This is a genomic window from Paenibacillus allorhizoplanae (genome assembly GCF_927798215.1).
GTDB classification, from domain to species: domain Bacteria; phylum Bacillota; class Bacilli; order Paenibacillales; family NBRC-103111; genus Paenibacillus_E; species Paenibacillus_E allorhizoplanae.
In genome coordinates this window covers 156491-181169 of the sequence record NZ_CAKMMW010000014.1, presented here as the reverse complement: position 1 = coordinate 181169, position 24679 = coordinate 156491, and the positions used below count along the sequence as shown (strand labels likewise).

26 protein-coding genes, 1 tRNA gene and 2 riboswitches are annotated in these 24679 nt (G+C 48.4%); of the genes, 20 read left to right on the top strand and 7 right to left on the bottom strand.

Features of this window, described 5'->3' with window-relative positions; genetic code table 11:
• Window positions 1-109: 109 nt before the first annotated feature.
• The 5 genes from L6I86_RS21985 to L6I86_RS21965 all read right to left on the bottom strand — a co-directional run bounded on the left by L6I86_RS21985 (window position 110) and on the right by L6I86_RS21965 (window position 3914).
• Window positions 110-1273, bottom strand: coding sequence for a hypothetical protein (locus L6I86_RS21985; RefSeq protein WP_236290523.1), 1164 nt, complete (start codon window positions 1271-1273; stop codon window positions 110-112).
• Entirely contained in the window at window positions 1273-1749 is a 477-nt protein-coding gene (locus L6I86_RS21980) for an anti-sigma factor (RefSeq protein ID WP_236290521.1), read from the bottom strand. Before L6I86_RS21980 ends, L6I86_RS21985 begins: the two co-directional genes overlap by 1 nt.
• On the bottom strand, window positions 1746-2276 hold the full coding sequence (locus L6I86_RS21975) for an RNA polymerase sigma factor (protein ID WP_276574886.1): 531 nt from the start codon (window positions 2274-2276) through the stop codon (window positions 1746-1748). Before L6I86_RS21975 ends, L6I86_RS21980 begins: the two co-directional genes overlap by 4 nt.
• A gap of 228 nt (window positions 2277-2504) precedes the next feature.
• Entirely contained in the window at window positions 2505-2678 is a 174-nt protein-coding gene (locus tag L6I86_RS21970; RefSeq protein WP_236290517.1) for a hypothetical protein, read from the bottom strand.
• Window positions 2679-2708: 30 nt separating this feature from the next.
• Window positions 2709-3914: an MFS transporter gene (locus L6I86_RS21965; protein ID WP_236290515.1), complete on the bottom strand. Its 1206-nt coding sequence runs from the start codon at window positions 3912-3914 to the stop codon at window positions 2709-2711.
• 149 nt (window positions 3915-4063) lie between these two features.
• Between L6I86_RS21965 and L6I86_RS21960 the strand changes: the two genes are divergently transcribed.
• The gene (locus L6I86_RS21960) at window positions 4064-4396 is read left to right on the top strand and encodes a hypothetical protein (RefSeq protein ID WP_236290513.1); all 333 of its coding nucleotides are present in this window, start codon (window positions 4064-4066) and stop codon (window positions 4394-4396) included.
• Window positions 4397-4526: 130 nt separating this feature from the next.
• On the opposite strand, the gene L6I86_RS21955 is transcribed toward L6I86_RS21960, so the two are convergent.
• A tRNA-Arg gene (locus L6I86_RS21955) sits at window positions 4527-4600 on the bottom strand.
• Window positions 4601-4736: 136 nt separating this feature from the next.
• On the opposite strand from L6I86_RS21955, the gene L6I86_RS21950 reads away from it, so the two are divergent.
• Both L6I86_RS21950 and L6I86_RS21945 read left to right on the top strand, forming a co-directional pair.
• A complete protein-coding gene (locus tag L6I86_RS21950) occupies window positions 4737-4979 on the top strand; it encodes a hypothetical protein (RefSeq protein ID WP_236290511.1) in 243 nt (80 codons plus the stop codon).
• A 15-nt stretch (window positions 4980-4994) separates the two neighbouring features.
• A complete protein-coding gene (locus tag L6I86_RS21945; RefSeq protein WP_236290509.1) occupies window positions 4995-5564 on the top strand; it encodes a DUF1697 domain-containing protein in 570 nt (189 codons plus the stop codon).
• Here the strand turns inward: L6I86_RS21945 and tadA are convergent.
• Window positions 5561-6019 (bottom strand): tRNA adenosine(34) deaminase TadA, encoded by a 459-nt coding sequence (gene tadA / locus L6I86_RS21940; protein WP_327205090.1) that lies wholly within the window; start codon window positions 6017-6019, stop codon window positions 5561-5563. The genes L6I86_RS21945 and tadA overlap by 4 nt on opposite strands.
• A 286-nt stretch (window positions 6020-6305) precedes the next feature.
• Window positions 6306-6392, top strand: a riboswitch (cyclic di-GMP riboswitch).
• 103 nt (window positions 6393-6495) lie between these two features.
• Between tadA and L6I86_RS21935 the strand changes: the two genes are divergently transcribed.
• The 17 genes from L6I86_RS21935 to L6I86_RS21855 all read left to right on the top strand — a co-directional run bounded on the left by L6I86_RS21935 (window position 6496) and on the right by L6I86_RS21855 (window position 24666).
• Complete coding sequence (locus tag L6I86_RS21935) at window positions 6496-7236, top strand: PilZ domain-containing protein (RefSeq protein WP_236290508.1); 741 nt, start codon at window positions 6496-6498, stop codon at window positions 7234-7236.
• Between the two features lie 78 nt (window positions 7237-7314).
• Window positions 7315-8415 carry a redox-regulated ATPase YchF gene (ychF, locus tag L6I86_RS21930; protein WP_236290506.1) on the top strand — a complete coding sequence of 367 codons (1101 nt, stop codon included), beginning with the start codon at window positions 7315-7317 and terminating at the stop codon, window positions 8413-8415.
• Between the two features lie 33 nt (window positions 8416-8448).
• Window positions 8449-9513, top strand: a complete 1065-nt coding sequence (gene prfA, locus L6I86_RS21925; protein ID WP_056611751.1) for a peptide chain release factor 1 — start codon at window positions 8449-8451, stop codon at window positions 9511-9513.
• The gene (prmC, locus tag L6I86_RS21920; RefSeq protein ID WP_236290504.1) at window positions 9513-10403 is read left to right on the top strand and encodes a peptide chain release factor N(5)-glutamine methyltransferase; all 891 of its coding nucleotides are present in this window, start codon (window positions 9513-9515) and stop codon (window positions 10401-10403) included. The genes prfA and prmC overlap by 1 nt, the downstream gene beginning before the upstream one ends.
• A gap of 153 nt (window positions 10404-10556) precedes the next feature.
• Window positions 10557-11324 (top strand): stage II sporulation protein R, encoded by a 768-nt coding sequence (gene spoIIR / locus L6I86_RS21915; RefSeq protein WP_056611746.1) that lies wholly within the window; start codon window positions 10557-10559, stop codon window positions 11322-11324.
• A 27-nt stretch (window positions 11325-11351) separates the two neighbouring features.
• Entirely contained in the window at window positions 11352-12431 is a 1080-nt protein-coding gene (locus tag L6I86_RS21910) for an L-threonylcarbamoyladenylate synthase (protein ID WP_236290502.1), read from the top strand.
• 65 nt (window positions 12432-12496) lie between these two features.
• A complete protein-coding gene (locus L6I86_RS21905; protein WP_171633386.1) occupies window positions 12497-13057 on the top strand; it encodes a manganese efflux pump MntP in 561 nt (186 codons plus the stop codon).
• Between the two features lie 55 nt (window positions 13058-13112).
• On the top strand, window positions 13113-13685 hold the full coding sequence (locus L6I86_RS21900) for a low molecular weight protein arginine phosphatase (RefSeq protein ID WP_236290500.1): 573 nt from the start codon (window positions 13113-13115) through the stop codon (window positions 13683-13685).
• 109 nt (window positions 13686-13794) lie between these two features.
• Window positions 13795-13875, top strand: a riboswitch (ZMP/ZTP riboswitch).
• Between the two features lie 104 nt (window positions 13876-13979).
• On the top strand, window positions 13980-14438 hold the full coding sequence (rpiB, locus tag L6I86_RS21895) for a ribose 5-phosphate isomerase B (RefSeq protein WP_236290498.1): 459 nt from the start codon (window positions 13980-13982) through the stop codon (window positions 14436-14438).
• 15 nt (window positions 14439-14453) lie between these two features.
• Window positions 14454-15065: a TIGR01440 family protein gene (locus L6I86_RS21890; protein ID WP_236290496.1), complete on the top strand. Its 612-nt coding sequence runs from the start codon at window positions 14454-14456 to the stop codon at window positions 15063-15065.
• Window positions 15066-15101: 36 nt separating this feature from the next.
• Window positions 15102-16352, top strand: coding sequence for a serine hydroxymethyltransferase (locus tag L6I86_RS21885; RefSeq protein ID WP_276574884.1), 1251 nt, complete (start codon window positions 15102-15104; stop codon window positions 16350-16352).
• A 207-nt stretch (window positions 16353-16559) separates the two neighbouring features.
• Window positions 16560-17588 carry a glycoside hydrolase family protein gene (locus tag L6I86_RS21880; RefSeq protein ID WP_236290494.1) on the top strand — a complete coding sequence of 343 codons (1029 nt, stop codon included), beginning with the start codon at window positions 16560-16562 and terminating at the stop codon, window positions 17586-17588.
• A 140-nt stretch (window positions 17589-17728) separates the two neighbouring features.
• Window positions 17729-18631, top strand: coding sequence for an ABC transporter permease (locus L6I86_RS21875; RefSeq protein WP_236290492.1), 903 nt, complete (start codon window positions 17729-17731; stop codon window positions 18629-18631).
• Between the two features lie 15 nt (window positions 18632-18646).
• Window positions 18647-19519 (top strand): carbohydrate ABC transporter permease, encoded by an 873-nt coding sequence (locus L6I86_RS21870; protein ID WP_171633376.1) that lies wholly within the window; start codon window positions 18647-18649, stop codon window positions 19517-19519.
• 79 nt (window positions 19520-19598) lie between these two features.
• Window positions 19599-21212, top strand: coding sequence for a type 2 periplasmic-binding domain-containing protein (locus tag L6I86_RS21865; RefSeq protein WP_236290491.1), 1614 nt, complete (start codon window positions 19599-19601; stop codon window positions 21210-21212).
• 71 nt (window positions 21213-21283) lie between these two features.
• The gene (locus L6I86_RS21860; protein ID WP_236290489.1) at window positions 21284-23068 is read left to right on the top strand and encodes a cache domain-containing sensor histidine kinase; all 1785 of its coding nucleotides are present in this window, start codon (window positions 21284-21286) and stop codon (window positions 23066-23068) included.
• Window positions 23065-24666, top strand: coding sequence for a response regulator (locus L6I86_RS21855; RefSeq protein ID WP_236290487.1), 1602 nt, complete (start codon window positions 23065-23067; stop codon window positions 24664-24666). Before L6I86_RS21860 ends, L6I86_RS21855 begins: the two co-directional genes overlap by 4 nt.
• Window positions 24667-24679: the final 13 nt, after the last annotated feature.

Below are 24679 nucleotides of genomic sequence, written 5' to 3'. Positions count from 1 at the left end.
GGGCGATGTGCTAAAGACACTTACCGTGTTTTATACGCAGATTTAACTTAAGTTTTATGAGTAACAAGGTTCAAAGAAATATCATCAATGCCGACAGAAAAAAGAACCCTTAGGGGTTCTTTTTTTCGTTGTCTATGGTGTTTTGTTGCTTCCGATTCATTACTAATCGAATGCCACCTCCGATGAGGAGCACTGCGACAATGAAGGTTTGGCTGAAGTTGTTGATCAAATAGATGTAATTCCGCGAAGCGGGTAGGAACTGATACATAAACTGCACAAAGACGTCGCTGAAGATGTAATAACCGCCAAAAACGATCAAAACAGCGCCAATATAGCGTTGGTAGGCTGTCCAGTTTTCAACGAGAGGCTTGTCAGTTAAAGTCCCATTTTCATACTTAGAAATACTCTGCAGGGCATCAAAAAAGCTAAAGAACCATAGAATCGGGATCAAAAAGAAGAAAAGGGACAGTCGCAGCACATCTAACACGTAAATGGAAAAAAGAAACACAGCCATCAGCTGGATACCGCGTTTGGTCATCGATAAGTACAGGTGCGCCGCACCGGGGAAAATGGCGATAATCGTGGCAAGGGTCCGATTTTTGCGTCCATGTTCATCGCGTTGGAAATCTTCAAACATACTGCGATCTATGAGCTCTAGCCCAGCTTGTCTGCGATCTAGCTGCTTCAGCGCATCGAACATGGTGTAAAACCAGAGCACTGGCAACGCCAATAGGAACACGATAAAACCTTCATTATGCGTCAGAATGGCGATGAAGAACACGAGAATGGCTATTCCGAAGAAGGAGATCATGGCTGTAAGGCCTCTTTGCATTAAACCAAGCCAGAAATGGCCAACACCTGGAATGAAGGAGAGCATGAGAACTTTAGATCTTTCTTGCCTTCCTGCAAGTTGAGCATAATAGGAGGCGGTATCCCAAGATGGCACCACCTCTTGCTCAGGTGGATAAGGACCATTATAAGCTGGCATCGGTTGATGATAGGTTGTTGGAAATGGCATTGGCGTTGGAGCTGGAGCGTTCAATAAGTAGATAACCATATCGACCATATTGATGATCCATGTGAGCCCGATAGGTATAAGCAGAAAGGCGAATTCATCGCCATCATGGGACACAATTCCTAAAAAGAGTAGGAAAGATAGTCCGAAGAATAGGAAGCCATATAGCAAGCCGCGGATGGTACGGTTCATATACAAATGACCCACTCCGGGTATGAAGGATAGTAGGAATGCAACAAGATTACTTTTGGTAGGCATTAAGGCTCTAGGCCTCCTTTTTTGTGTTCAATTTGTAAGGTGTCTAACCATGTTAGTGTTTTATGAATGAGTTGATCCGATATCGGCACTTGAGCTTTAAGTGAGGCAGGCGCTTCTAGAGGAGGAGCGGGCTTGAAGGCACTGAACGTTCCTAATTCCTGTGATAAGCCATGGAAAAAGCCAGTCGCCACAAGCACAAGCGTCGCGGCAGCCGCAACCCCATAGTGGAATATGGTCGAGCGATGCCAAGCAGGCTTCATTCCTACCGTTCGGGCTATAATGCCATTCACATAGGCTGTTGTCTGTTTAGCGTCCATGTCTGGTACGACAATTACTTGCTCCGCACACTGCATATAGTTGGCTAGACACTCTTCACATTGATATAGATGACTTTCCATCTCTTCTTGTTCTTGTAACGGCAGACGCTCCTCCACATACTGCAACCACGCTTGTTGGTTAAAATGATGACCCTTCATCGAAACTCCTCCTCCTTCCAATGATTTCGGAGCCACATCTTGGCTCTGTATAGCTTTGATTCGACCGTCTTGATTGTAATGCCTTGAGCATCGGCAATATCTTGATACGATTGTTGATGAATATAGTAGGCCAATAACACATCTTGGTAGTTTGCTGGGATCTGATGGAGCTTGTGACGAACGAATTCCGTCGTTTCTCTGATCAACACTTCCTGCTCCACACTCTGCTCTGGAGGCGCTGGTCCTGCTGAAGACAGTGCCTCCTCGAATTCGGCGACGCTGTCCTCCTTGCGCCGACTGGTGGCGCGTTTGAAATCAATAGCCCGGTTCACAGCGATGCGGGTCATCCAGGTTTTCAGACCTTTCTTTTCATACCGAGGGAGGGAGAAGTAGATGCGGGTCCAAACCTCTTGGGACAAGTCTTCGGCGTCCTTCTGATGACGAACAATAGCAGAGATCGTCTGCAAAATATACGGACGGTACCTTGCAATTAACTCACGGAATGCCGCTTCATCGCCTTTAAGAATACGATCAATTAGTATGTTCTCCTCAATATGCTTCTCCTCCTCTCCGCATGTATAGACGAGGCCAACCCATCTTACCCCTGCACATGTATGAAAAAAAAGAGTGAATCGTGAGATTCACTCTTAGCATTGCGCAATCGTAGTTTAAATCAGGAGCGGACATTCAGCAAGTTCAAAAAGAAAACGCGCACAGATGATGTACGAATGCATGTAGATCGTTTCAAGTATTAATTAACCTTTCATCGCACCGATCGTGATCCCTTGGGTAAAATTTTTCTGGAAGTAAATGAAGACGGCAAGCACAGGGATTGTAGCAATGACGGCACCTGCCATCGCAACGCCATAGTTCATCTCGTACTCGATCGTTACCTGCGCAATCTTGATGCCGAGCGGCAGGGTGAACAAAGAGCGAATCGTGAGATTCGCTCTTAACTATCATTGCGCTATTGTAGGTTTGTTTGTCCCCAGAGGCTGTTTCTTAGCGGAGCTCTGTACGAACAGATAGGCGAGTAGTGCACTGCCGGCACCGAGGACGCCAAGTACAATAAAGCCCTCATTCAGTGAGAAATAGTCACCGATGATGCCCATAAGGACAGGCCCTACGAACATACCGAGTCCATAAATCGCTTGGAAAAAGCCCATTGCTGTCGCTCGCTTATCCGCAGGCATATGTTTAATGCTCATCCCCATGAGCAGGGTAAATGAAAGTCCGCGACCAAAACCGGCGAATGCCTGTGTAATCATGAGCAGCCAAAGATGATGGGTGAACGGCACCGTTAAGGTGAAGATCCCCATAAGAAGGAAGCCGGCTACAACCATGCGTTTCTCGCCATATTTCATCGCCCAACGCCTTCCGCCGAATAAAGAGGCTAGTGCAACAGGAACGTTCGCGAATAAAGAAAGCAAGGAGAGCGAGAATTTATCTGCGCCAAGCTGCATCGCATAAACCGGCGTGAAACCGAACACCGTAGCAAATATCAACACCTGCGATAAGATAGCGAGCAGAGAGACAAAGAGAAGTGTGCGATCCGTCGCCACGTTTCCGATTCCGCGCATGGTGATTTTGGGCGCGTCTTTCTCTACTTTTTCGATGAGGAAGAAGGAACCGATCATGCCTAACAGACCAAGTATTGCGCCGAGAATGAACACGGATTCCCAACCCAGCTTGTCTGCTGCCCAGCCTGCACTAAGTATGCCCAGCACCTGACCGAGTGAGTTGAAAAAGGAGATCGTACCGATCGCCTTCGTAGACTCTTCATGCTTGTAATAGCTTGTGAATAGTACCGTAAAATCAACCCAAGTCGCTGCAGCTGCCCCTGCAAGTGCTCGGAGGATCAAGATCCATGTAAAATCGTGCGTGAACCACAGACCGAGTCCCGTAATGGCAGTGAAGAGGAGACCGAAGGTGATGAACAGCCTTCTTTTATGAAAGCGATCTGACATAATGCCTACGGGTATGCGGAGGAGCATCTGCGAGATGCCGTACATACCGACAATCCAGCCGGCCAGTTGATGGCTTCCCCCGAGGAATTCTACGTAAGGCGCCATGATCGGAACACTTGTGTACATCGACATCCAGAACAGCATTGTGACCGCACAGAAGAGCGGGATGCGATAAGATGAAATAGCGCGAGTTGTCATCGGAGCGAGGACTCCTTTCTAATCAGTGATAACTCTATTATCGTTCTTTTGTTAACTGGGCGTCAAAAGGAATATGCAAAGGCAAAAAAGCTGTAACCGTTTTTTAGTGGGCGAATATCCTATGGATAGTTAAAGAAGGAGGGATAGGCGTGTCCGCAATGAATCCTATTCAAGCTAGTCACATAAGTGGCGACGTAAAGGCACATTGTAACAAATATATGAATTACCATGTTATTGCACATATGAAAGATGGGTCACAAATTGAGGGAATTATTGATGGTATGGATAATGAAGGCGTCACGATGTTAGTTCCAGAAGAGGTTGGTGGCGAGGGAAGGGAAACGGATCCCTACAGACAACCGTTTGGTTATGGATACCGCCGGTTTCGTCGGCAGCATTTTCCGTTTCTTCTTTTTGGATTTCCGTTCTTTAGACCTTTCCCATACTACCGGCCATTTTATCCTTACTATCCTTGGTACTAGTAGACAAGGGCAATACGGCTGCACCAACCGCACCAAATTTATTCCTATATCAACATAAAACAAAAGACGATCGCAGTCGGGGATTATCCGATTAGCTATCGTCTTTTTTAATGCGAATTAATTTCGTATACGCGCCCGATACGATTCGAACGTACGACCTACAGTTTAGGAAACTGTTGCTCTATCCTGCTGAGCTACGGGCGCATAGTATCGTCATTCTAACACGAGATGTTTTAGAGGTGCAACCATTTTAGCCCATGTGCAAGCAGGAGGTTTGATTTGGAGCAAGGAAAGTACATAGTGGAAAAAGAAAATAGAAAGCAGGTGCAAGGTCCCTCATGTGTATAATAATCCGACTCCTATTACAGCCAAGAATGCCAGAGGACAATACCAGAATGCTCGTTTATTTATGAATATTTTAAAAGCAGTGATTGTCATTCTGTTTGGCTTTATTGAATGGTCTGTTATCCAAAGTGCGAAAGAGGGCAACACTGACCTCAATTGGTGGGTGCTAGGGCTCATCCTAGTGATACTGTTTGGCACGATCATCTTCTTTATCATTCGTTCCATACAATTAAAGTAAGGGAGGCAAGCCACAATGACGATTTATGTTGGTTTTCTGCGTGGAATTAATGTAGGGGGCAAGAACAAAATTAAAATGTCCGACTTGAAAAAGACGCTAGAGGCCTTAAAATTAGCGCAAGTACAGACTTATTTGCAAAGCGGCAATGTGCTGTTCCAATCAGAAGAGTCGGGAGAAACCCTACGTCCGCGTATTGAAAAAGCAATCAGCGATGCGGTAGGTGTAGCACCTACTATTATTTTGCGCACCGCGGCGGAGCTAACTGAACTTGTAAGGAATTGCCCCTATGACGCAGAAGCTTTGTCCGAAGGGGAGAGCATTCAAATCTCCGTGCTTACAGAAGAAGCCCCGCAGACATTCACCGACATCTTATCCAAGGGACAGAGTGAAGTAGATGAATTTCAGATACGGGGCTGCACCATTTATTTTCTGTTTCGGCAAAGTGTGTTGGATTCGAAGCTAGCGAGCAACATTCAGAAACTTGGCGATCGTACGACGACACGTAATTGGAATACGATGAGCAAGCTCGTAGTGCTAGCCGAAGCCTTACAGCCAGCAAATAATCCGAACGGCAAAGCCCCCTAGGCTTTGCCCCGTAATTTCCTGAAAAACTGCGTTAACATCGTGGAACACTCCTCTTGCAAAACACCGCTAACCACATCGACCCGGTGATTAAACCGGTCTTCCTGCAGCAAGTTCATTAATGTTCCCGCACAGCCGGCTTTCGGATCTACCGTACCATAAATAACTTGAGGCACTCGTGCTTGCACGATCGCACCCGCGCACATCGGACATGGCTCTAATGTCACATAGAGCTGGCAGTCCAGAAGACGCCAAGCCTGCAAATGCTCGCTCGCTTGTTTAATAGCAATCATCTCTGCATGCGCAAGCGGATCAAGGGTTGTTTCACGTAAATTGTAGCCGCGGCCAATGATTTGACCTTGATGGACGACGACCGCGCCGATCGGAACTTCGCGGATGGCTTCGGCTTTCAGCGCCTCACCGATCGCTTCTCTCATCCAAGGGATATGTTGATCCACAGGGGGACACCTCGCAATAATAGTTTATCCACATGTGTATAAAAATCCGAACAAATATTCGTTGTTAACAAGCTGTGGATAACAATGTGGATAACTTATAAACCTGTGGATATTCAATTCCACTACACATTCATACAATAAAAACATTGTCCATGCAAGGATTTTAGTTGAAAGAAGTGCATAAGCTACGTATAATGGTGAGTACAGTGGGTCTTTTAGACCAGTTTGGACGAAAGATAGATCATTTAGACCAGAAACGATTATATCTATATAAATGAATAGCAAGGTTCGACAATGGCAAACTTGCTGAAAGGCAAGGACGCAAAGCTGAGGGTCTACGGTTCTTATGAACTATGGCAGCCTGGTTACCGAAAATCGATGCTTTTTTTGATTGAGGTGATAGGCTGTCCCTAAGTGGGGGCAGTCTATTTTGTGCGGAAAAGTGTTATGAAATCCATTATTAAGGGAGGGTGAAGATGAGCATGGCAATGAAGCAGGATGCTTTGAAGCGATATGGGAGTAAAGAAGGATATGATGCGGAGGTATTGATAAATTGCCGAGCTGTAGTGGCGAAAGATGATTTCGTGTCAACAGGTATTCTTACCTATGCACAAGGAGACATCATGGAGATCGAGCTGCCGGAATATGAGGTATTTCAACTTGGTGATAAGACCAAAATGACGTTATACACGAAATCGGGTCTATTCGTTTTTCATTCGACAGTCGTAGCTAGAGAGCCTGGTTCACTGATCGTGATCAATCCACCTGAGAATCGGAAGAAGTTTTCGGAGAAACGGGAGTTCCCGCGGGTCGATGTGAAGAACGTAGGATACATTGTAGGATTTCAAAATATTACGCAAAAAGAGCAGCATCACTTGGAAAATCCAATTGAAATTTCGATAAAAAACATTTCCATGAACGGAATTGGTTTTATCATTAATGATAATTCGATGATCGATGGTATTCTCTATAAGAAATGTATGTTGCAAGTTGAGCTGGATTTAGGTTTTGAGATGCCGTGCAGGTTGGAAATTATAAGGAAAGAAAAGCAGGAAGACGGCTACTATTATGGAGCCAGCTTCGAAAGCATTCCTGCCGAGCAAAGCAATGCATTACGGGGGTTTATTCTTCGAAATCAGATCCAAACCTACTTCGAACAGAAGCGGGATGAAGAGTTCAAAAACGCAATGGAAAAAAAGTCTGCAGCCAATCAATAGCTTGCAGGCTTTTTTTTGCCCGCTAAGTACTATATAATAAGAAGGATGATTTTCGAAAATTAAGGAGTTGTAACGACAATGGCTTTGAAAGCAGGTATCGTCGGTCTACCGAACGTAGGAAAATCGACATTGTTTAATGCAATTACACAGGCGGGAGCAGAATCTGCGAATTATCCTTTCTGTACGATCGATCCGAATGTTGGGGTAGTAGAAGTACCAGACGAGAGATTGCAGAAGCTGGTGGAAATCGTTGTGCCTAAGAGCATCGTGCCGACAGCCTTCGAATTCGTTGACATTGCGGGTTTAGTTAAGGGTGCGAGCAAAGGCGAAGGCCTTGGAAATAAATTTCTAGCACACATCCGCGAAGTTGATGCGATTGTGCATGTTGTCCGTTGTTTTGAGGATGATAATATTACTCACGTTTCAGGGAAAGTTGATCCGATTGGCGACATCGAGACGATTAATCTTGAATTGATTTTGGCAGACATTGAGTCGGTTGATAAAAAGATCGAGCGTTCACGCAAAAACCTCAAAGGCGGCGACAAGAAAGTGGTTGCTGAAGTTGAATGTTTGGAACGTATCAAAGAAGCCTTATATAATGATATGCCAGCACGCAGCTTGGATTTGACAGAAGATGAGCGCCTTCTGGTTCGCGATCTACATTTGCTAACGATGAAGCCTGTGCTCTACGCGGCAAACGTGAGTGAAGATGAAGTTGCAACGGCGGACGATAATGCATACGTTAAAATTGTGAAGGAATTCGCAGAGAAAGAAAACAACGAAGTTGTTTCCATTAGCGCGAAGGTTGAATCCGAAATTGCTGAGCTGGAAGACGAAGAAAAAGCGATGTTCCTGGAAGAGTTGGGACTTCAAGAGTCCGGCTTGAATAGATTGATTAAAGCTGCTTATCGCAAACTCGGCTTATACACGTATTTCACAGCTGGAGTTCAAGAAGTTAGAGCATGGACGATTCGTAAAGGAACGAAAGCTCCGCAAGCGGCTGGCGTCATTCATACGGATTTCGAACGTGGATTTATTCGTGCAGAGGTTGTATCTTATCACGATTTGGCTGCTGCAGGATCCATGGCGGGTGCGAAGGAAAAAGGGCAAGTTCGCCTTGAAGGTAAAGAGTACGTAGTAAATGACGGCGACGTTATGCATTTCCGTTTCAACGTTTAATTAATTATAAAAATAAGAAAGGAGTGATCCCCTATGTTGGATCGACTTCAGTCCATTGTGGACCGCTACGACAAACTAAGCGAGTTATTGTGTGACCCGGATGTAACGAGTGATACGAAGAAACTAAGAGAGTATTCCAAAGAGCAATCTGATCTTCAAGAAGCTTACGATGCTTATAATGAATATAAGAGTGTGAGCGAACAGCTGGCTGATGCGAAAGTGATGCAGAATGAGAAGCTGGACGATGAGATGCGCGAAATGGTCAAAATGGAGATCGAAGAGCTTAGCGAGCAATCCGCTAAACTCGAAGAACATCTCCGCATTTTGATGATGCCGAAAGACCCTAATGATGACAAGAACGTTATCGTGGAAATTCGCGGCGCGGCAGGTGGCGATGAAGCTGCGCTGTTCGCAGGCGACCTCTACCGGATGTATACGCGTTATGCGGATGCGCAAGGTTGGAGAACGGAGATTTTGGATGCATCCGTGAATGATTTGGGCGGATTTAAAGAAATAATTTTCATGATTACGGGTAAAGGTGCCTATAGCAAGCTCAAGTTCGAGAGCGGTGCGCACCGTGTTCAACGTATTCCAGTAACGGAATCCGGTGGACGGATCCACACCTCCACGTCGACGGTTGTTGTTATGCCGGAGGCAGAAGATGTGGAAATCGTCATCCACGATGCGGATATTCGCGTAGACACATTCTGTTCCAGTGGAGCAGGCGGTCAGTCCGTTAATACAACGAAATCCGCTGTGCGTGTAACCCACGTACCAACGGGTATCGTCGCAACGTGTCAGGATGGTAAATCACAGAACTCCAATAAAGAGTCAGCGCTTCGCGTACTTCGTACGCGGATTTCAGATAAATTGCGTGAAGAAGAAGAAGCGAAATATGCCGGCGAGCGTAAAAGCAAAGTCGGAACGGGCGACCGTTCAGAGCGTATTCGTACGTACAACTTCCCGCAAAGCCGGATTACCGACCACCGTATCGGCCTAACGTTACACCGTTTGGAGACGGTGCTGAACGGCGATATGGCGGAAATTGTGTCAGCGTTAACGATTGCTGCACAATCCGATGCTTTAGAGGCGATGTAATGACAACTGCCAACATGAGTGTGAGAGAAGCCTTTGTGAAGGCTTCTTCTTTTTTAGCAGAGCAAGGCGTCGCAGAGGCTTCGTCTTGCACGGAGTTATTGTTGCAGCACCTCTTAGGAGGCTGCACGCGGACTGAACTGCTGTTCCGCTGGTGGCAGGAACAGATGCCGGAAGAGCTGGTCGCTACGTGGGACCAGCTAGTTGCAAGGAAGGCCGCGGGTGAACCGGTGCAGTACATCACCGGCGAGCAGGATTTCTTCGGCCTTCCGTTCGAAGTCGGGCCGGCCGTGCTGATCCCGCGGCCGGAGACCGAGCTGCTCGTGGAGGCGATGCTCCACGAGGGCTCGCGTCTGTTCCCGCAAGGCGCTCCGCTGCTTGCGGATGTGGGCACCGGGAGTGGCATCATCCCGGTGACAATCGCACACGCGCGCCCTGCGTGGCGCGTGGCAGCCAGCGACATCTCCGCGGCAGCGCTGGAGATGGCCCGCAAGAACGCGCAGCGCCACGATGTGGCTGCGCGGATAACTTGGCTCGAGGGCGACCTCCTCGAGCCTTATATTGAGCGCGGGCTCGCGCCGGATATGGTGGTGTCGAACCCACCATACATCCCGGATGGCGACCTGCCGGAGCTGATGCCCGAGGTGCGGCTATTCGAGCCGCACACAGCTCTATTCGGCGGTGTCGAGGGACTCGACCTCTACCGCCGTTTGGTTTCGCAGCTGCACCGGCTGCCACGAATCCCGACCGTGGTCGGGTTCGAGGTGGGCATCGGGCAGGCGGAGGCGGTTGCGGCGTTGCTGCGCGCCGCCGCGGATTGGACGGAGATCCGCTTCGTGCAGGATCTCCAGGGGATCGATCGCCACGTGATCGCGATACGCGCTTCCGAGTAGCCGATTCTCCGAGATCGGCTACCTCACTTGTTCTCTCTATTCGGACACCAACTCTATCATTTTGCAAAAAATAATAGAGTCATAGGTTTAGCCCCACCCACTATTGTCCATACTGGCTAGTAGATGACGGGAACGGGAAAGGGGCTACTCTCCATGGTTAAGAGAACGGAGCGCCACTCAGTTAAGAGCTTATCATTCATTGTTTTTGCACTTATACTTATGATTATGTGTTGGGAATCCAATCGTACGAATGCGGCGGTTATTTCGCCTACGATACCAGAAGAGTCGATTCGTTTGCGTATTCTAGCAAACTCGGATTCTGCGCAGGACCAAGCCTTGAAACGCGAGATTCGCGATGCGATTATTGCCCGTATGGCGGATTGGGTTGTTGGACCACATTCCTTGGACGAGGCTAGAGCGGTCGTGAATGCGCACTTGCCTGAATTCGATCAACTTGTTGGCGAGATGATTGCCTCCCGCGGCTACAACTACCCGCATACAGTGGAGCTAGGTGTTGTCCCTTTTCCAACCAAAATGTACGGTAACGATGTCTACCCAGCTGGGGATTATGAAGCTTTACGTGTTGTGATTGGTTCTGGTGAAGGACAAAATTGGTGGTGTGTCTTATTTCCACCGTTATGCTTTGTAGATTCCGTATCGGGTGAAGCGGTTGCTTCGGCAGCAGTTGTAGTGGCCAAAACAACGGATGAGAACGGCAAGGAAAAGCAACCGGTTAAAGAAGATAAGGCTAAAACTAGCAAGGACAAAGCTGCTTCTACAGAGAAAGTTGCTAAGAAGGACGCTAAAGTTGAGGTCGTAGCAGCTTCAGTTTCAACTTCCACGACCGAAGAGCCAGCTCAACCGAAAGTGAAATTCTTTATCTGGGAAATGTTTAAGGCGATCTTTTCATGGTTTAGCTAATGTACATTTTATTTCATACAAGTAAGGATGAGAGTGATTGTGACAACCTATTGGAACGTGGATCAAGGAGAGCAAAGAGAGTCAGCTCAGGATATAGCAGAGGCAGCAAGTCTCTTGCGACAAGGGGATACAGTCGCTTTTCCGACTGAAACGGTTTACGGACTTGGTGCCGATGCGACGAATACCGAAGCGGTTCTGCAGATTTTTGCCGCAAAAGGGAGGCCCTCCGACAATCCTCTAATCGTACATATCGCTGATGCGACGCAGCTCTCAGGCCTTGTTCAGTCAGATAGTCTCACAGCTTATCATCGGGCGCTAATGAAGGCTTTCTGGCCTGGACCATTAACCATTGTGCTACCTGTACGTGCAGGTAGCCTTTCGCCGTTCGTTACAGCTGGACTGCAAACGGTCGGTATCCGTATACCTGATCATCCGGTGGCCCTACAGTTGCTGCGAGAAGCGGGACTTCCGATCGCGGCGCCGAGCGCGAATAGCTCGGGTAGACCGAGCCCTACGCTGGCCTCGCATGTGCGTGATGATTTGGATGGCAAGATTGGCGGGATTGTAGACGGTGGTGCAACGGGTGTCGGTGTAGAATCAACAGTTATTCAACTTGTAGATGGTGAGTTATACGTGTTGCGGCCAGGTGGTGTGACTGTGGAGCAGCTCCAGGAGGTTTTGCCAGACATGCATATTCATGTGGCTGAACCGACAGAGGTTGAAGCTGCGGATACGCCTCGTGCGCCAGGTATGAAGTACACGCACTATGCGCCGAAAGGCTATATGCACATCGTTCAAGGGGACGACGAGTTGAAAGTCATAGCGTGGATTCAACGCGATATCGATGCCGCAAAGTTACGGGGAGAGTCGACGGGCATCCTGACTTTTGAAGAAAGAGTAGGCGGATACCAAGCGGATCTCGTTGTCGCCTGCGGCTCCTTATCACAGCCAGAAACGATAGCTCGAGACCTCTATGCCGCTCTGCGGACTTTTGATCATAAAGGCATTAGCTATATTGTTGCAGAAGGTGTTCCAGATGCAGGGATTGGCAGCGCCATTATGAATCGACTGCTCAAAGCAGCAGGCCACGAGCGGGTCATCCTCTAAATTAGCATGATTCCCAGTTTGTCCGCATATCTTGAGAAAGAATCGTGGACAAGGGGGATCGTGCTATGCTCGCATCTGGGGTACAAGTTGGGCAACTCATGACAATTGGAATAATGGCGATTGCTTTGGGCCTAGATGCTTTTTCATTGGGAATTGGCATAGGGATGAAGGGCATTCGTTTGATGGATATCTTGAAAATCAGCATTGTTATCGGTCTCTTTCACGTGCTCATGCCATTGATGGGGATGTTTATGGGGCAGTATGTCTCCCTCCTTCTTGGGAATGTCGCTACGGCGGCAGGGGGATGTTTACTTATTTTGCTTGGCGCACATATGGTATATAGCTCGATACGCGGGGAAGAGGCTTCGGCCTTCGATCATCGGACGTTATGGGGGCTTATTATTTTTGCCCTCAGTGTTAGTATAGATTCCTTCTCAGTGGGCGTTTCTCTTGGGATGTTTGCCACGGACATTGTGCTTACCGTACTGATCTTCGGTCTATTTGGCGGCTTGCTCTCGATAGCGGGCTTGCTGCTAGGCAGAAGAGTTAGCGGTTGGGTCGGGGAATATGGTGAGGCATTCGGTGGACTTATCTTATTAGGGTTTGGGATCAAGTTTTTACTATGATACAATACATGTAAGTACGAACGGTGATGTAGCCGTTTATTCTAGGGAGGATTTCATGTTGCGAATTCTATTTGTCTGTACAGGAAATACGTGCCGCAGTCCGTTAGCTGAAGGTTTGCTGCGTATGAGGGTGCATCAAGAGGGGCTTGCGGCGGAGGTTCGTTCGGCAGGTGTATCTGCGATGACGGGTGGTCCGATATCGAGAAACAGCCAGTCACTTCTTCATGAAGCGGGTTTTAAGGAATCGATTAGTTCACTAGCGATTAGCGCTGCGGATGTCGATTGGGCTGACCTGGTCTTGACGATGACGACGGGGCATAAACGTACCGTGATTGGGCGCTTTCCTCATGCGGTCGAGAAGACGTATACACTCAAAGAGTATGTAGAGGACGATGCTCGCATTCTCAAGGCGATTGAAGAGCGAGAGCAGCTTGCGACAGAGCTTCAGCTCAAACAATCGCTATCTCAGACGGTATCTGTGGAAGAAAGAAGCCGCATGTATGCGCTGGAAAACACGATCCCTGATTATGATATTTCGGATCCCTATGGCGGTTCACTAGCGGATTATAAGTATACAGCCGAGGAAATTAGTCGGAGCCTAGATAAATTGGTTAAAAAAATACGATAGCCTTCCGAGGTTAACTCGGACGTTTGCTTTTTCCATAAAGGCCCTCAGTGGGTTAGGCCGATAGATCTTTACACATCGCTAGGAATGCGATAAAATACAAATAACAAGCAAGACTCAATGTAACTGGCGACGAGTGGGAGTAACCACAATGGAGCATTGAGCTATACGGCCGGTCGCCTGGGCAAAAGAGCAACGCGCGTTTTTTAGCGTGTGCGCTCTTTTTTTCGTTTTTGGTGAGCTTTGGGATATAATAGGATGGTCGAATTCAAACAGTCAAAAAGGAGCGTTTTATTCATGAAAATTGCTTTAGGTGCAGATCATGCAGGCTATCGTTTGAAAGATGTTATCATTCCTTTTATTGAATCATTAGGTCATCAAGTGATCGATTTCGGATGCAGCTGCGGCGACTCCGTCGATTATCCGGATTATGCACTTCAAGTTTGCGAAAAAGTCGTTTCAGGAGAGGCAGATAAAGGTATTCTGCTTTGTGGAACTGGCATTGGGATGTCTATTGCTGCCAATAAAGTTCCGGGAATTCGCTGTGCACTTGTGCATGACCTCTTCTCCGCGAAAGCGACGCGCGAACATAATGATACGAACGTGCTAGCGATGGGTGAGCGAGTTGTTGGACCTGGGGTAGCAGAGGAAATTGTTAAAATTTGGTTGGAAACCGAGTTTTCAGAAGGTGTCCGCCATAAGAACCGCATCAATAAATTGCAGAGCATCGAGGATCGTTTCACGGTACATCCCTAGAAATGAGGATGATTAATGAGTGATTCCGTATTTGACCCTATAGCAGCAGCAGAAGCTTTGGAAGCGAATCTGCGTGAGCTGGTTACAGTGGGCGGGCTTCGCCCCGGTAACATTCTTGTGATCGGTACGAGTACGAGTGAAATTCTCGGGCATCGGATTGGAACATCGGGTACGCTTAATGCAGCGAAGCCAATTTTTGAGACGGTTGCGCGCATTTGCGGGGAGTTCGGGCTGCATGCAGCCTATCAGTGCTGCGAGCATTTGAATCGTGCGCTGATTGTGGAGGAAGAGTTGCTGGCGCTGGCGCCGCAGCTTGAACCGGTATCTGTGATTCCCGTGCCGAAGGCTGGGGGTTCGATGGCTTCTTATGCGTACAGACACTTCGTGAAGCCGGTTGTTGTCGAGACGATTCAAGCGCATGCAGGCATCGATATTGGCTCAACGCTGATTGGGATGCATCTGCGCAGAGTCGCTGTTCCCGTAAGGCCGCCGGTTCGCCATATTGGCCAGGCTTATGTCACGATGGCATTCGCTAGACCGAAGCTCATCGGTGGTACTAGAGCTGTATATTCCGCAGATCTGGCGGATCAACTTTATCAACAAGCTGCACCTGATGCAGATTGCTAATTACATGTTAACTATCATCTTTAGGAGGAATTCCATATGACAAACTTTTTGAGCAAGCAAGATCCGAAAATCGTAGAAGCAATGAACCTTGAGCTTGGCCGTCAACGCGACAAAATTGAGCTAATTGCTTCCGAGAACATCGTGAGCCAAGCGGTTCTTGAAGCTATGGGTACTGTACTTACGAACAAATATGCTGAAGGTTACCCAGGCAAAAGATACTACGGTGGCTGTGAGTACGTAGACATCGTGGAAGATATCGCTCGTGATCGCGCGAAAGAGCTCTTCGGTGCTGAGCACGCTAACGTTCAACCGCATTCCGGTGCACAAGCGAACATGGCTGTTTACTTGGCTGCTCTAAACCCTGGTGACACGGTTCTTGGTATGAACCTTGCGCATGGTGGTCACTTAACACACGGTAGCCCAGTAAATGCTTCCGGTATTCTGTACAACTTCGTAGCTTACGGCGTAAGCGAAAAAGATTTCCGCATCGACTACGATGATGTTCGTAAAGCAGCTTTCAAACATAAGCCTCGCATGTTAGTTGCTGGTGCAAGTGCGTACCCGCGTACGATTGATTTCGAAGCATTGGCTTCCATCGCTAACGATGTAGGTGCATTGTTCTTCGTTGATATGGCGCACATTGCAGGTCTAGTAGCAGCTGGTTTGCACCCGAACCCAGTGCCACATGCACATTTCGTAACAACTACAACACACAAAACGCTTCGTGGTCCTCGCGGCGGTATGATTCTTACGAAGAAAGCATGGGCTGCAGCGATTGATAAAGCGGTATTCCCTGGTTCCCAAGGTGGGCCTTTGATGCATACAATTGCGGCTAAAGCTGTTTCCTTTGGTGAAGCTCTTCAACCAGATTTCAAAGTTTACGGTCAAAATGTCATCAACAACGCTCAAGCATTGGCGACTGCTCTGACAGCTGAAGGTATCAACCTTGTTTCCGGCGGTACAGACAACCACTTGATGTTGGTTGACTTGCGTAACCTGAACATCTCCGGTAAAGACGCTGAGCACGTTTTGGATGAAATCGGTATTACAGCGAACAAAAACGCGATTCCTTTCGACCCAACTAGCCCGTTCGTAACAAGCGGTATCCGTTTGGGTACACCAGCTGTTACTTCCCGCGGCATGGACGAAGAAGCGATGAAAACAATCGCGAAGGTTATCGGTCTTACTTTGAAAAATCCGAAAGACGAAGCTACGCTTGAGAAAGCTCGTGGCATGGTGTCTGATCTAACGGCACAATTCCCGCTTTACCTAGGTTTGACTTACTAGTAGCTTTTATAGGGCCAGCTCATAGGAGCTGGTCTTTTTTTTGTTCCCCCCAACTCCCGGCTGCCCCGCGAACTACACATCAATCCGCTACTCATACATCCCAAAACTTCAAACCAACTTACGAAAATATGAAACCTTTCCGCGCGGTAGACGCCTTACACTGGTTCTGTATGAATGTAAACCCTTACACAGCTAGGAGAGGTGTGCATGAATTTTCAGGAGATGCTTCGGCCCGTGCCGGCTGGGGCGAAGTTCGAGCTAGATGGATGGCATGTTTGGTGTGGATCGATGACACAAGATGCGGAGGGGAGGTTTTACTTGTATTATTCGCGTTGGCCTGAACGTGCTGGTTTTGAGGCATGGGCCACGCATTCCGAAATCGCCTATGCGGTTGCCAATAATCCGTTGGGTCCGTTCCATCACGTGGATACGGTTTGGACATGTAGAGATGGCGTAGCGAGCTGGGACAAGGATGTGGCACACAATCCAGCCATTTTGCGCTATGGTAATCGTTATTACTTGTATTACATGGGAACGCATGGCCCCGAGTTTGATCTCGACCAACCTGCCGATGAGGCAACTTGGTGGGCGTATCGCAACCATCAACGTATCGGCGTTGCTGTGGCCGATCATCCCGCTGGTCCATGGACTCGAGGGACGTCGCCCGTGCTCGATGTCTCCCCAGAAGAGTGGGATGGACTCATGACGAGCAACCCTACGGTGTGTGTGTCCGCTGACGGCCGTATCCTGATGATGTACAAAGGTGTGGCTGAGGGCCCTCCGCCAAAGGGTGGAGCTGTTAACGCTGGTGTTGCCTTTGCTGATCATCCGCTTGGACCATTCCGCAAGCAGCCAGCCCCAACAGTAACGAACCCAACGAACGATTGGGCGGTAGAGGACCCTTGTGTTTGGTGTCAGGGCAATGCGTACTATGCATTGATGAAGGATTTTCAAGGTTATTTTACGAAATCTGAACGTGGTTCTGTGGCCTTATTTGAATCATCAGACGGAATTTCATGGCGACCATCGCGGCATGTACTGGCTTTCGATTTACAAATTCCCTGGGCTCATCAGGTCGCACAATCCGTCCTCAGACTGGAACGCCCCCAGCTATGGTTCGACGAGAGCGGAATGCCTGCCGTCCTGCTGTGCGCCGTGCTTGAACGGGAGGGAAGCCGATCATATAACATCCGAATTCCATTAGCCTACGATTACATCAAGCTCGTCGATAATTGATCTAGCAAAGCCGTCTCCAACTAGGAGGCGGCTTTCGTATTTCCGAAGATTTTAGACCATCTGCCAAAGATATGAAAAGGATCGCTCCTTCCGCGGCGCTACAATGAAGGTATAACAAACAGAGAGAGGAGAGGCAGCTCATGCATCGAACGATGAACCTGCTGCGAAGATACGGTGTGATGTATTCCCTATTAATTCCGGGCTTGCTGTACTTTGCGGTATTCAAATATGTGCCGATGGTGTACATCGCCGCTGCATTTAAGAACTACAACGTCCTGCAAGGACTCTGGGAAAGCCCGTGGGTCGGCTGGCAGAACTTTCAGCTATTTTTCGATGGTGTGTACTTCAAGCAAATTATCGGAAACACCATTCTCATTTCGTTTTACAAGCTCGTCTTTTCATTTCCAGCACCGATTATTCTAGCGTTAATGCTTAATGCCGTTACTGGGGCGGGGTTCAAAAGAACCATTCAAACCCTGACCTACCTGCCTCACTTTCTGTCATGGGTCATAATTTACGGCTTGCTGGTTGCGTTCCTCGCACCTGGAACAGGGCTCGTTAACCAGTTGTTAACCGCCCTCCACTTAGACCGCATATCCTTCTTAACGGAGTCTGGTCTGATCCGAACCCTTATCGTAACAACGGATATTTGGCAGTCAGTCGGCTGGGGGGCCATCATTTACTTGGCAGCACTCACGGGTATCGATCCGAGCCTTTACGAAGCAGCAACGATGGATGGCGCCTCTCAGTCCCGTCAGTTATGGCATATTACACTGCCAGGTATTCGCAACGTCATTATCCTCATGCTGGTGCTGCGGCTCAGCGCCATTCTTGATGTTGGTTTTGATCAAATCTTCATTATGCTCAATCCGCTTAATCAAGAGAAGGCCGATGTTATCGAGACATGGGTGTATCGGGTCGGTTTACAAGAGGGACGTATTGGACTTGCTACCGCTGTCGGGTTGTTTAAATCAGTAATCGGCTTCGTGCTTGTACTGGGTGCGAATCGGATTGCCAAAAAATTCGACGGACAAATCTGGTAGAAGGAGGAATCATCCATGCGTCACATGACCACAGGCGACCGGCTCGCCCAAGGCGTTAACTATTTGCTGCTCAGCCTGCTCGCTGCTTCCTGTGTATTGCCCTTCCTGTATGTCATCAGCGTCTCACTAACACCGATATCCGAGTTCATTAAGAAAGACGGGCTGGTTATTATCCCGACGCATACCACATTGACGGCTTACCGAGAGATTATGCAAGGGGGCCGGTTACTCGACGCCTACCAAGTGACCCTCTTTCGTGTCATTGTCGGTACGCTGCTGAACTTAGTGTTCACCGTAATCACAGCACTTCCGCTCTCGCGCAAAGCGTTGCCTGGTCGAAGCCCATTCCTGCTGTTCATCGTATTCACCATGCTGTTCAACGGCGGCATTATTCCGGGGTACTTGCTCGTGAAAAATATAGGACTGCTCGATTCCGAATGGTCACTCATTATTCCCGGATTGATCAATGCGTTCTATCTCATGATTGTGAAAAGCTTTTTCGAACAGCTGCCAGAGGCTATTGATGAAGCTGCTCGAATCGATGGAGCGGGTGAAATCGCCATCCTGGTACGCATCGTAATCCCGTTGTCTGTACCGATTATCGCGACAATTGGCCTTTTCTATGCGGTTTGGCACTGGAATAGTTATTTCGATGCCCTGCTCTACATCAACACCCCAGAGAATCAGCCTGTTCAGCTATTTCTAAGGCAGATCTTACTCGCCTCTGTCGCAATTAGCGGGGACGCAGCAGAAGCTGCTAACTCGGTAAACCCAATTTCGGTTCAAATGGCATCAGTCGCCATTACAACGTTACCGATTCTGGTTGTGTATCCGTTCATCCAGAAGCATTTTACCCGAGGTGTTCTGCTTGGCTCTGTAAAAGGTTAATAGGGGGCCAAAATCGCGATGATATCTAGAGGCAACTCTCGATATAGCATGTATAATAGACTAAAGGGAGAGGTTCAAGATGAAAAAGAATCACGCAAGTGCGTTGCTTAGTATGACTGTAATCCTAGGGGTTGTTGCTGCAGGCTGCAGCAAGGCTGAGAATACGGCTTCACCAAGCGCGAGCGTTGCCCCCTCTACTGGAGCCACGCAAACGGCAAAGCCGGTGGAAGCTGATAAGAAGTATAAAGTTAGCTTTTATAATACAGTCGGTTATCGGTTAACAACGCCAATGCCAGCGAAAGAGCAGGATCCGATCCGTCAAATGATCGAGAAAGACAACAATATGGATCTCGATATGATCATGGGCGGCGAGAATTGGAAGGATAAGCTCAATCTGCTGATCTCCTCCAATCAAATTCCTGATATTGTCTCTTTTCCTGACCGTGCCTCTGCGATTAAATATTACGATCAAGGCTTGCTAGCCGATCTCGATGATTTGTTGAAGGAGTTCCCAGAGCTTCCGAAAGCATTCGACCCTTCGCGCCTCGAGCCTATGAAATATAAAGGTCATACGATTGGTTTACCAGCTTCCGAAGCCGTTGGAGGCGTAAATGGTTGGTGGATCAATAATACGTGGCTCAAAAAGTTGAACCTGTCGGTTCCGACGAATCCACAAGAATTGCTCAACGTTATGAAAGCGTTCACTTTTAACGATCCAGATGGTAATGGCAAGAACGATACGTATGGTTATGTCGCGATGCTGCCGAAGGACGGCTCACTGGGTTATAGCACGAGTGGTGCGCAAGGCTTCCAACAGATTTTCTGGATGTACGGTGTACAGCCTAACTTTGTAGATGTCAAAGACGGTAAGGTGGTTGTCTACAACACCGACGCGAAAACGAAAGAAGCGCTGACGTTTATTAAAGAAATGATCGATGCGAAAGTGGTTGACCCTGACTGGGTAACGATCGACGACGGACTCAAACGTGATAATAAAATGTACCAAGGCAAGGTTGGTATTATGATCGAAGACTGGCGCCGTTCGGAGCCTGCGGAAACGAAGAAAATGCAGGATGCCGGTGGCAGTGTGCCGGATTGGAAGCAAATCGCGCCTCCAAAGGGGCCGTATGGGGATCAAATTCTTGACGTAAAACCATTCCAGCAGTCACTCATTGGACTTTCCAAGGAAGCGATGAAGGATGCAGGCAAAGCGAAGCGTGCGATGCAGTTCATTCAATATCTATATACCAATAAAGATGCGTATCCATTCCTTGCATATGGGATCAAAGATAAGTCCTTTACCGCGACGAATGGCACACCGAAGCTAATTGATAGATCCACTTATAACGAGAAGGAAATTGAGTGGCGCTATAACTATGCTTTCGTTCGCAAAGCGACGGATGGCGTGTACTTCGACTTCCAAAAACCTGATATCACGAACGCGAACCAGAAGATTAACACGAGTTATTTGAAGGATAACAACGTAAATCCACGTGTTTTTGACGATCCGGCTGATCCGATGTCGCAAGATCGCCTCAAATATGCCAATGAAATGATGCTCAAATTTGTAACGGGCAAAGAGCCTTTAACGAACTGGGATACGTACGTGAAGACGCTGCAGGACAAATTCAAGCTGAACGATGCGATTGCCAATTATACGAAGCAGTTGCAGGGTGACGGTGTAATAAAATAAATAGGGTAGGGAAAAGGGGAGACGCCTCCTCTTTTTCCACATTTGTATAGCTAGCTACGAGGGGTGCGCACATGCGAGATTGGATCAAGAAATGGTTTCATAACATATCATTCCGACTGTTTTTGGTCTGTTTCGTCTTCGTGCTCAGCTCGGAGGCTATTCTAAGCGGTTTATCCTACCGTTACATTAAGAACGAAATTACTTCGAGTCAGCTCAACCAAGCGACACAGTTGCTGCATAAGGAAGAGGAATATATCGATCTATACTTTCTTCTTGTGCAAAATACGATCGGCCAACTCTCCACTTCAGCGGCTTCGTGGCGTAATGATCTGACGGCTGCGCAAGCTGCCCTGGAGAATGCCTATCGGGAGAACTCGGTCATGCTGACGGACGTGTACGTGATTCGCAAGGATTTGTCCATACTGGGCGGAAATCCTGTAACCAAGGTCATTAACGACCCTAGAGATGATCGGGATCCGCTATATAAAATGGCCTACAGTAACGCCTACGGGGCCGTGACGGTTAGCCAGCCGTATCAGAATTTCTTCTCCGGTTGGACAGTCACTTTCACCAAAGCGATTACCATAGCGGGCGAACCCATGGCCGTGGCTGTGGATCTGAATCTAACCGCGATGCAGGAGCGATTGCAGAAAATTGGCGGCGGTAGCAACGATTTGCAGTTAGGCATTATGGACAAAGAGGGACGTGTCATTCTGGAGCCAGCGGGCAGTCGCCTGTTCAGTATTGTCGATCATCGTTTGCACTTTGATGACCGAGATGGTCGGGAACTTGTCGAGTCCAAGGACGATGTCTTTATTGACCATATGAACGGGACTGCTGTGACGATTATGAAGAGCATTAATCCACGTACCAAATGGATTGTCTTTGCCTTCTATGACGGAACGACGCTGCAAACCTCGCTCAAGCGGATGGAGACATTTTTCATAGGCCTGCTGCTGTTGGGCTTCTTGCTTAGTGTGTTGACGGCTGGCTTCGTAGCCCGCATGATTCGAACGCCTGTGTACTATCTGATTCGTAAAATCAATCAAGTCGGTAACGGAGATTTGAACGTTAGCATATCGAGCGCACGCCGTGATGAATTCGGCAAACTGGCAGCAACATTCGACGACATGCTAGGCCAGATTCGCACCTTAATTGAGCATGTGAACCGTGGCGAACGCAAGAAGAAAGAGTTAGAGATTCAAGTGCTGCAGTCTCAAATTAATCCGCATTTTCTATACAACACGCTAGGTTCAATCTCCAATGTGGTCGCATTTGGGCGCTATCATGAAGTAGATAACATCATTGAAGCACTGATTTCGATTCTAGAATACGGCATTACGGAGTTCTCTGACCGTGTCAACTTGGAGCAGGAACTCCGGAATGTGAAGGATTATTTGTATATTCAAAAGATCCGATATGACTGTGAATTTGAGCTCATAGAGGAGATTGATCCAGTTACTTTAGAACTTCCTGTATTACGGATGGCGTTGCAACCGATTGTGGAGAACAGTATTTTCCATGGCTATGCAGGTGGACGTAAGTCAGGAGCTATACGGTTATCTGCCGTCCGTCGTGATGGCAAACTCATTGTTGAAGTTGAGGATCAAGGGATTGGTATGACACCTGATAAGACAACTGAGCTATTACTTGAGGATCCTGTAGAGAGAAATTTTGATCACCGTAAACGAATAGGCTTGTACAACATTCATCAACGCATACGTTTAAATTACGGGGAGCCTTATGGGCTTAGCGTATGGAGTGAACCAGGTCGTGGAACATGTGTAACACTGACATTCCCAGATGATACAGCACAGGATCAGCTTGAGGAACGCGGAAGGGGGGAGGCGCAATGAGAGAGGTGACTTGCCTCATTGTGGATGATGAGCCGCCGATGGTGCAGCGACTAGAGACATACTTCGGGCGGTGGGCGGAGCGGCGGATGCCATTTCGGCTGGTTGGTCATGCTTATTCGGGCGCTGAAGCGCTGGAGAAGTCTACAGAACTGCGTCCTGATCTCATTATCACGGATATCGTGATGCCTGGCATGGACGGGATTGAGCTCGTTCGTCAGCTGCGGGAGCGGTTGCCTGGCGTGGAAGTCATCATCCTAAGCGCCTACTCGGATTTCGCCTATGCCAAACAAGCGATTGCCATGGGTGTGTTTGAATATTTGGTCAAGGTGCCCCTGCGCGAAGAAGATGTGCGCATGGCCTTGTCCAAAGCGCGCGATAACGTGATCGCACGTGAGGAGAAGGAGCGGCGCCTACAAAGCCTCAGCGGATCTGTGAAGGAGAATTCCTATCGTCTGCGCAAGCATCTGCTGGAAGAACTGCTCCGTGGAGAGGTATCTGATCCTGTTATGGAGCGCCGAAGTGCGGAGCTAGTGCCAAGCTTTGAGCCGCGGCAGTATGGGTGCTTTGCAGTGCGTTTTGATAATTACGATGTATTCTGCTCGGAGTATTCACCAGCGGACCGTAATATGCTCAAGTACGGCATGTTAAATATTATCGAGGAAGTGCTCCGAGAGAATGGGAGCTGCTTCGCTTGTGAGTTGCAGCAGGGCGTCATCGTTGCTCTGGCTACGATTCGGGCAGGCAGCGAACAGTCGTTCGACCGGAACTGTTACGAGCTTGGGGAAAGTATCCGTGATGCGATCAAAACGTATTTGCGGATCTCGGTTTCGATGGGTGTGAGCCGGATGTACAACGGTTGGGGTTCCGCTTCCGCGGCCTATGAGGAAGCCAAAGGTGCGCTTGACGACACCTTCTACGCCAGCTTTGGCACGGTGATTACGCCAAATCGCAGGCTAGGCTATAGCGAAAGTGACTGGCGCGAGCTCACAGAACGCTTCGAGCAAGCGCTCGAGCGCTCTAGTGCGAAGTCGTCAGGAGGCGAAGCACTTGCGCCTTTGCTGCATATTTTGCATAACCACCGGATTATTCCCAGCAAGTTGCTAGGTTATATCGAGGGCTGGTGCGCACGCCTTCGCCAGCGAATGCTACCAGCTGATCATGAAGTTACAGCCGATGTAGTTACATTTGCGGACTGTACGCATCTGCATCAACTGGTGGAGCGTCTGCGCATGGAGTGGGAGAAGCTGCACGCCCGTGCAGAAGGGAGCGGTTTGCGCCTCGAAATGGTGAAGGCGATGCGTTTCGTTGAGGATCACCTGAAGGAATCGATTTCCCTAGGCGTTGTAGCAGAGCATATTCATTTGAATCCGACGTATGTGAGTGAGCTTTTCAAGAAAGAATTAGGGATCAATTTCACTGATTATGTCTCCAAGCGCAGGATTGAGCGGGCCATCGAGCTGCTGCGTAAGCGTGATTATTCGAATTTAGAGCTGGCAGAGGCTGTTGGCGTTCATAATGAGAAGTATTTTTGCACCTTGTTCAAAAAAATAACCGGGACCTCTCCACAGAAGTTTGTCGCAGCAAGCTGGAGGGATTGACGAGGAGAGAGTT

Excerpts from the sequence above, each read along its gene's own strand:
- L6I86_RS21985 (WP_236290523.1), bottom strand. The coding sequence starts at position 1,273 with ATGCCTACCAAAAGTAATCTTGTTGCATTCCTACTATCCTTCATACCC.
- L6I86_RS21980 (WP_236290521.1), bottom strand. The coding sequence starts at position 1,749 with ATGAAGGGTCATCATTTTAACCAACAAGCGTGGTTGCAGTATGTGGAG.
- L6I86_RS21965 (WP_236290515.1), bottom strand. The coding sequence starts at position 3,914 with ATGACAACTCGCGCTATTTCATCTTATCGCATCCCGCTCTTCTGTGCG.
- L6I86_RS21945 (WP_236290509.1), top strand. The coding sequence starts at position 4,995 with ATGACGATTTATGTTGGTTTTCTGCGTGGAATTAATGTAGGGGGCAAG.
- L6I86_RS21935 (WP_236290508.1), top strand. The coding sequence starts at position 6,496 with ATGAGCATGGCAATGAAGCAGGATGCTTTGAAGCGATATGGGAGTAAA.
- ychF (WP_236290506.1), top strand. The coding sequence starts at position 7,315 with ATGGCTTTGAAAGCAGGTATCGTCGGTCTACCGAACGTAGGAAAATCG.
- prfA (WP_056611751.1), top strand. The coding sequence starts at position 8,449 with ATGTTGGATCGACTTCAGTCCATTGTGGACCGCTACGACAAACTAAGC.
- prmC (WP_236290504.1), top strand. The coding sequence starts at position 9,513 with ATGACAACTGCCAACATGAGTGTGAGAGAAGCCTTTGTGAAGGCTTCT.
- spoIIR (WP_056611746.1), top strand. The coding sequence starts at position 10,557 with ATGGTTAAGAGAACGGAGCGCCACTCAGTTAAGAGCTTATCATTCATT.
- L6I86_RS21910 (WP_236290502.1), top strand. The coding sequence starts at position 11,352 with ATGAGAGTGATTGTGACAACCTATTGGAACGTGGATCAAGGAGAGCAA.
- L6I86_RS21905 (WP_171633386.1), top strand. The coding sequence starts at position 12,497 with ATGCTCGCATCTGGGGTACAAGTTGGGCAACTCATGACAATTGGAATA.
- L6I86_RS21900 (WP_236290500.1), top strand. The coding sequence starts at position 13,113 with ATGTTGCGAATTCTATTTGTCTGTACAGGAAATACGTGCCGCAGTCCG.
- rpiB (WP_236290498.1), top strand. The coding sequence starts at position 13,980 with ATGAAAATTGCTTTAGGTGCAGATCATGCAGGCTATCGTTTGAAAGAT.
- L6I86_RS21890 (WP_236290496.1), top strand. The coding sequence starts at position 14,454 with ATGAGTGATTCCGTATTTGACCCTATAGCAGCAGCAGAAGCTTTGGAA.
- L6I86_RS21885 (WP_276574884.1), top strand. The coding sequence starts at position 15,102 with ATGACAAACTTTTTGAGCAAGCAAGATCCGAAAATCGTAGAAGCAATG.
- L6I86_RS21880 (WP_236290494.1), top strand. The coding sequence starts at position 16,560 with ATGAATTTTCAGGAGATGCTTCGGCCCGTGCCGGCTGGGGCGAAGTTC.
- L6I86_RS21875 (WP_236290492.1), top strand. The coding sequence starts at position 17,729 with ATGCATCGAACGATGAACCTGCTGCGAAGATACGGTGTGATGTATTCC.
- L6I86_RS21870 (WP_171633376.1), top strand. The coding sequence starts at position 18,647 with ATGCGTCACATGACCACAGGCGACCGGCTCGCCCAAGGCGTTAACTAT.
- L6I86_RS21865 (WP_236290491.1), top strand. The coding sequence starts at position 19,599 with ATGAAAAAGAATCACGCAAGTGCGTTGCTTAGTATGACTGTAATCCTA.
- L6I86_RS21860 (WP_236290489.1), top strand. The coding sequence starts at position 21,284 with ATGCGAGATTGGATCAAGAAATGGTTTCATAACATATCATTCCGACTG.
- L6I86_RS21855 (WP_236290487.1), top strand. The coding sequence starts at position 23,065 with ATGAGAGAGGTGACTTGCCTCATTGTGGATGATGAGCCGCCGATGGTG.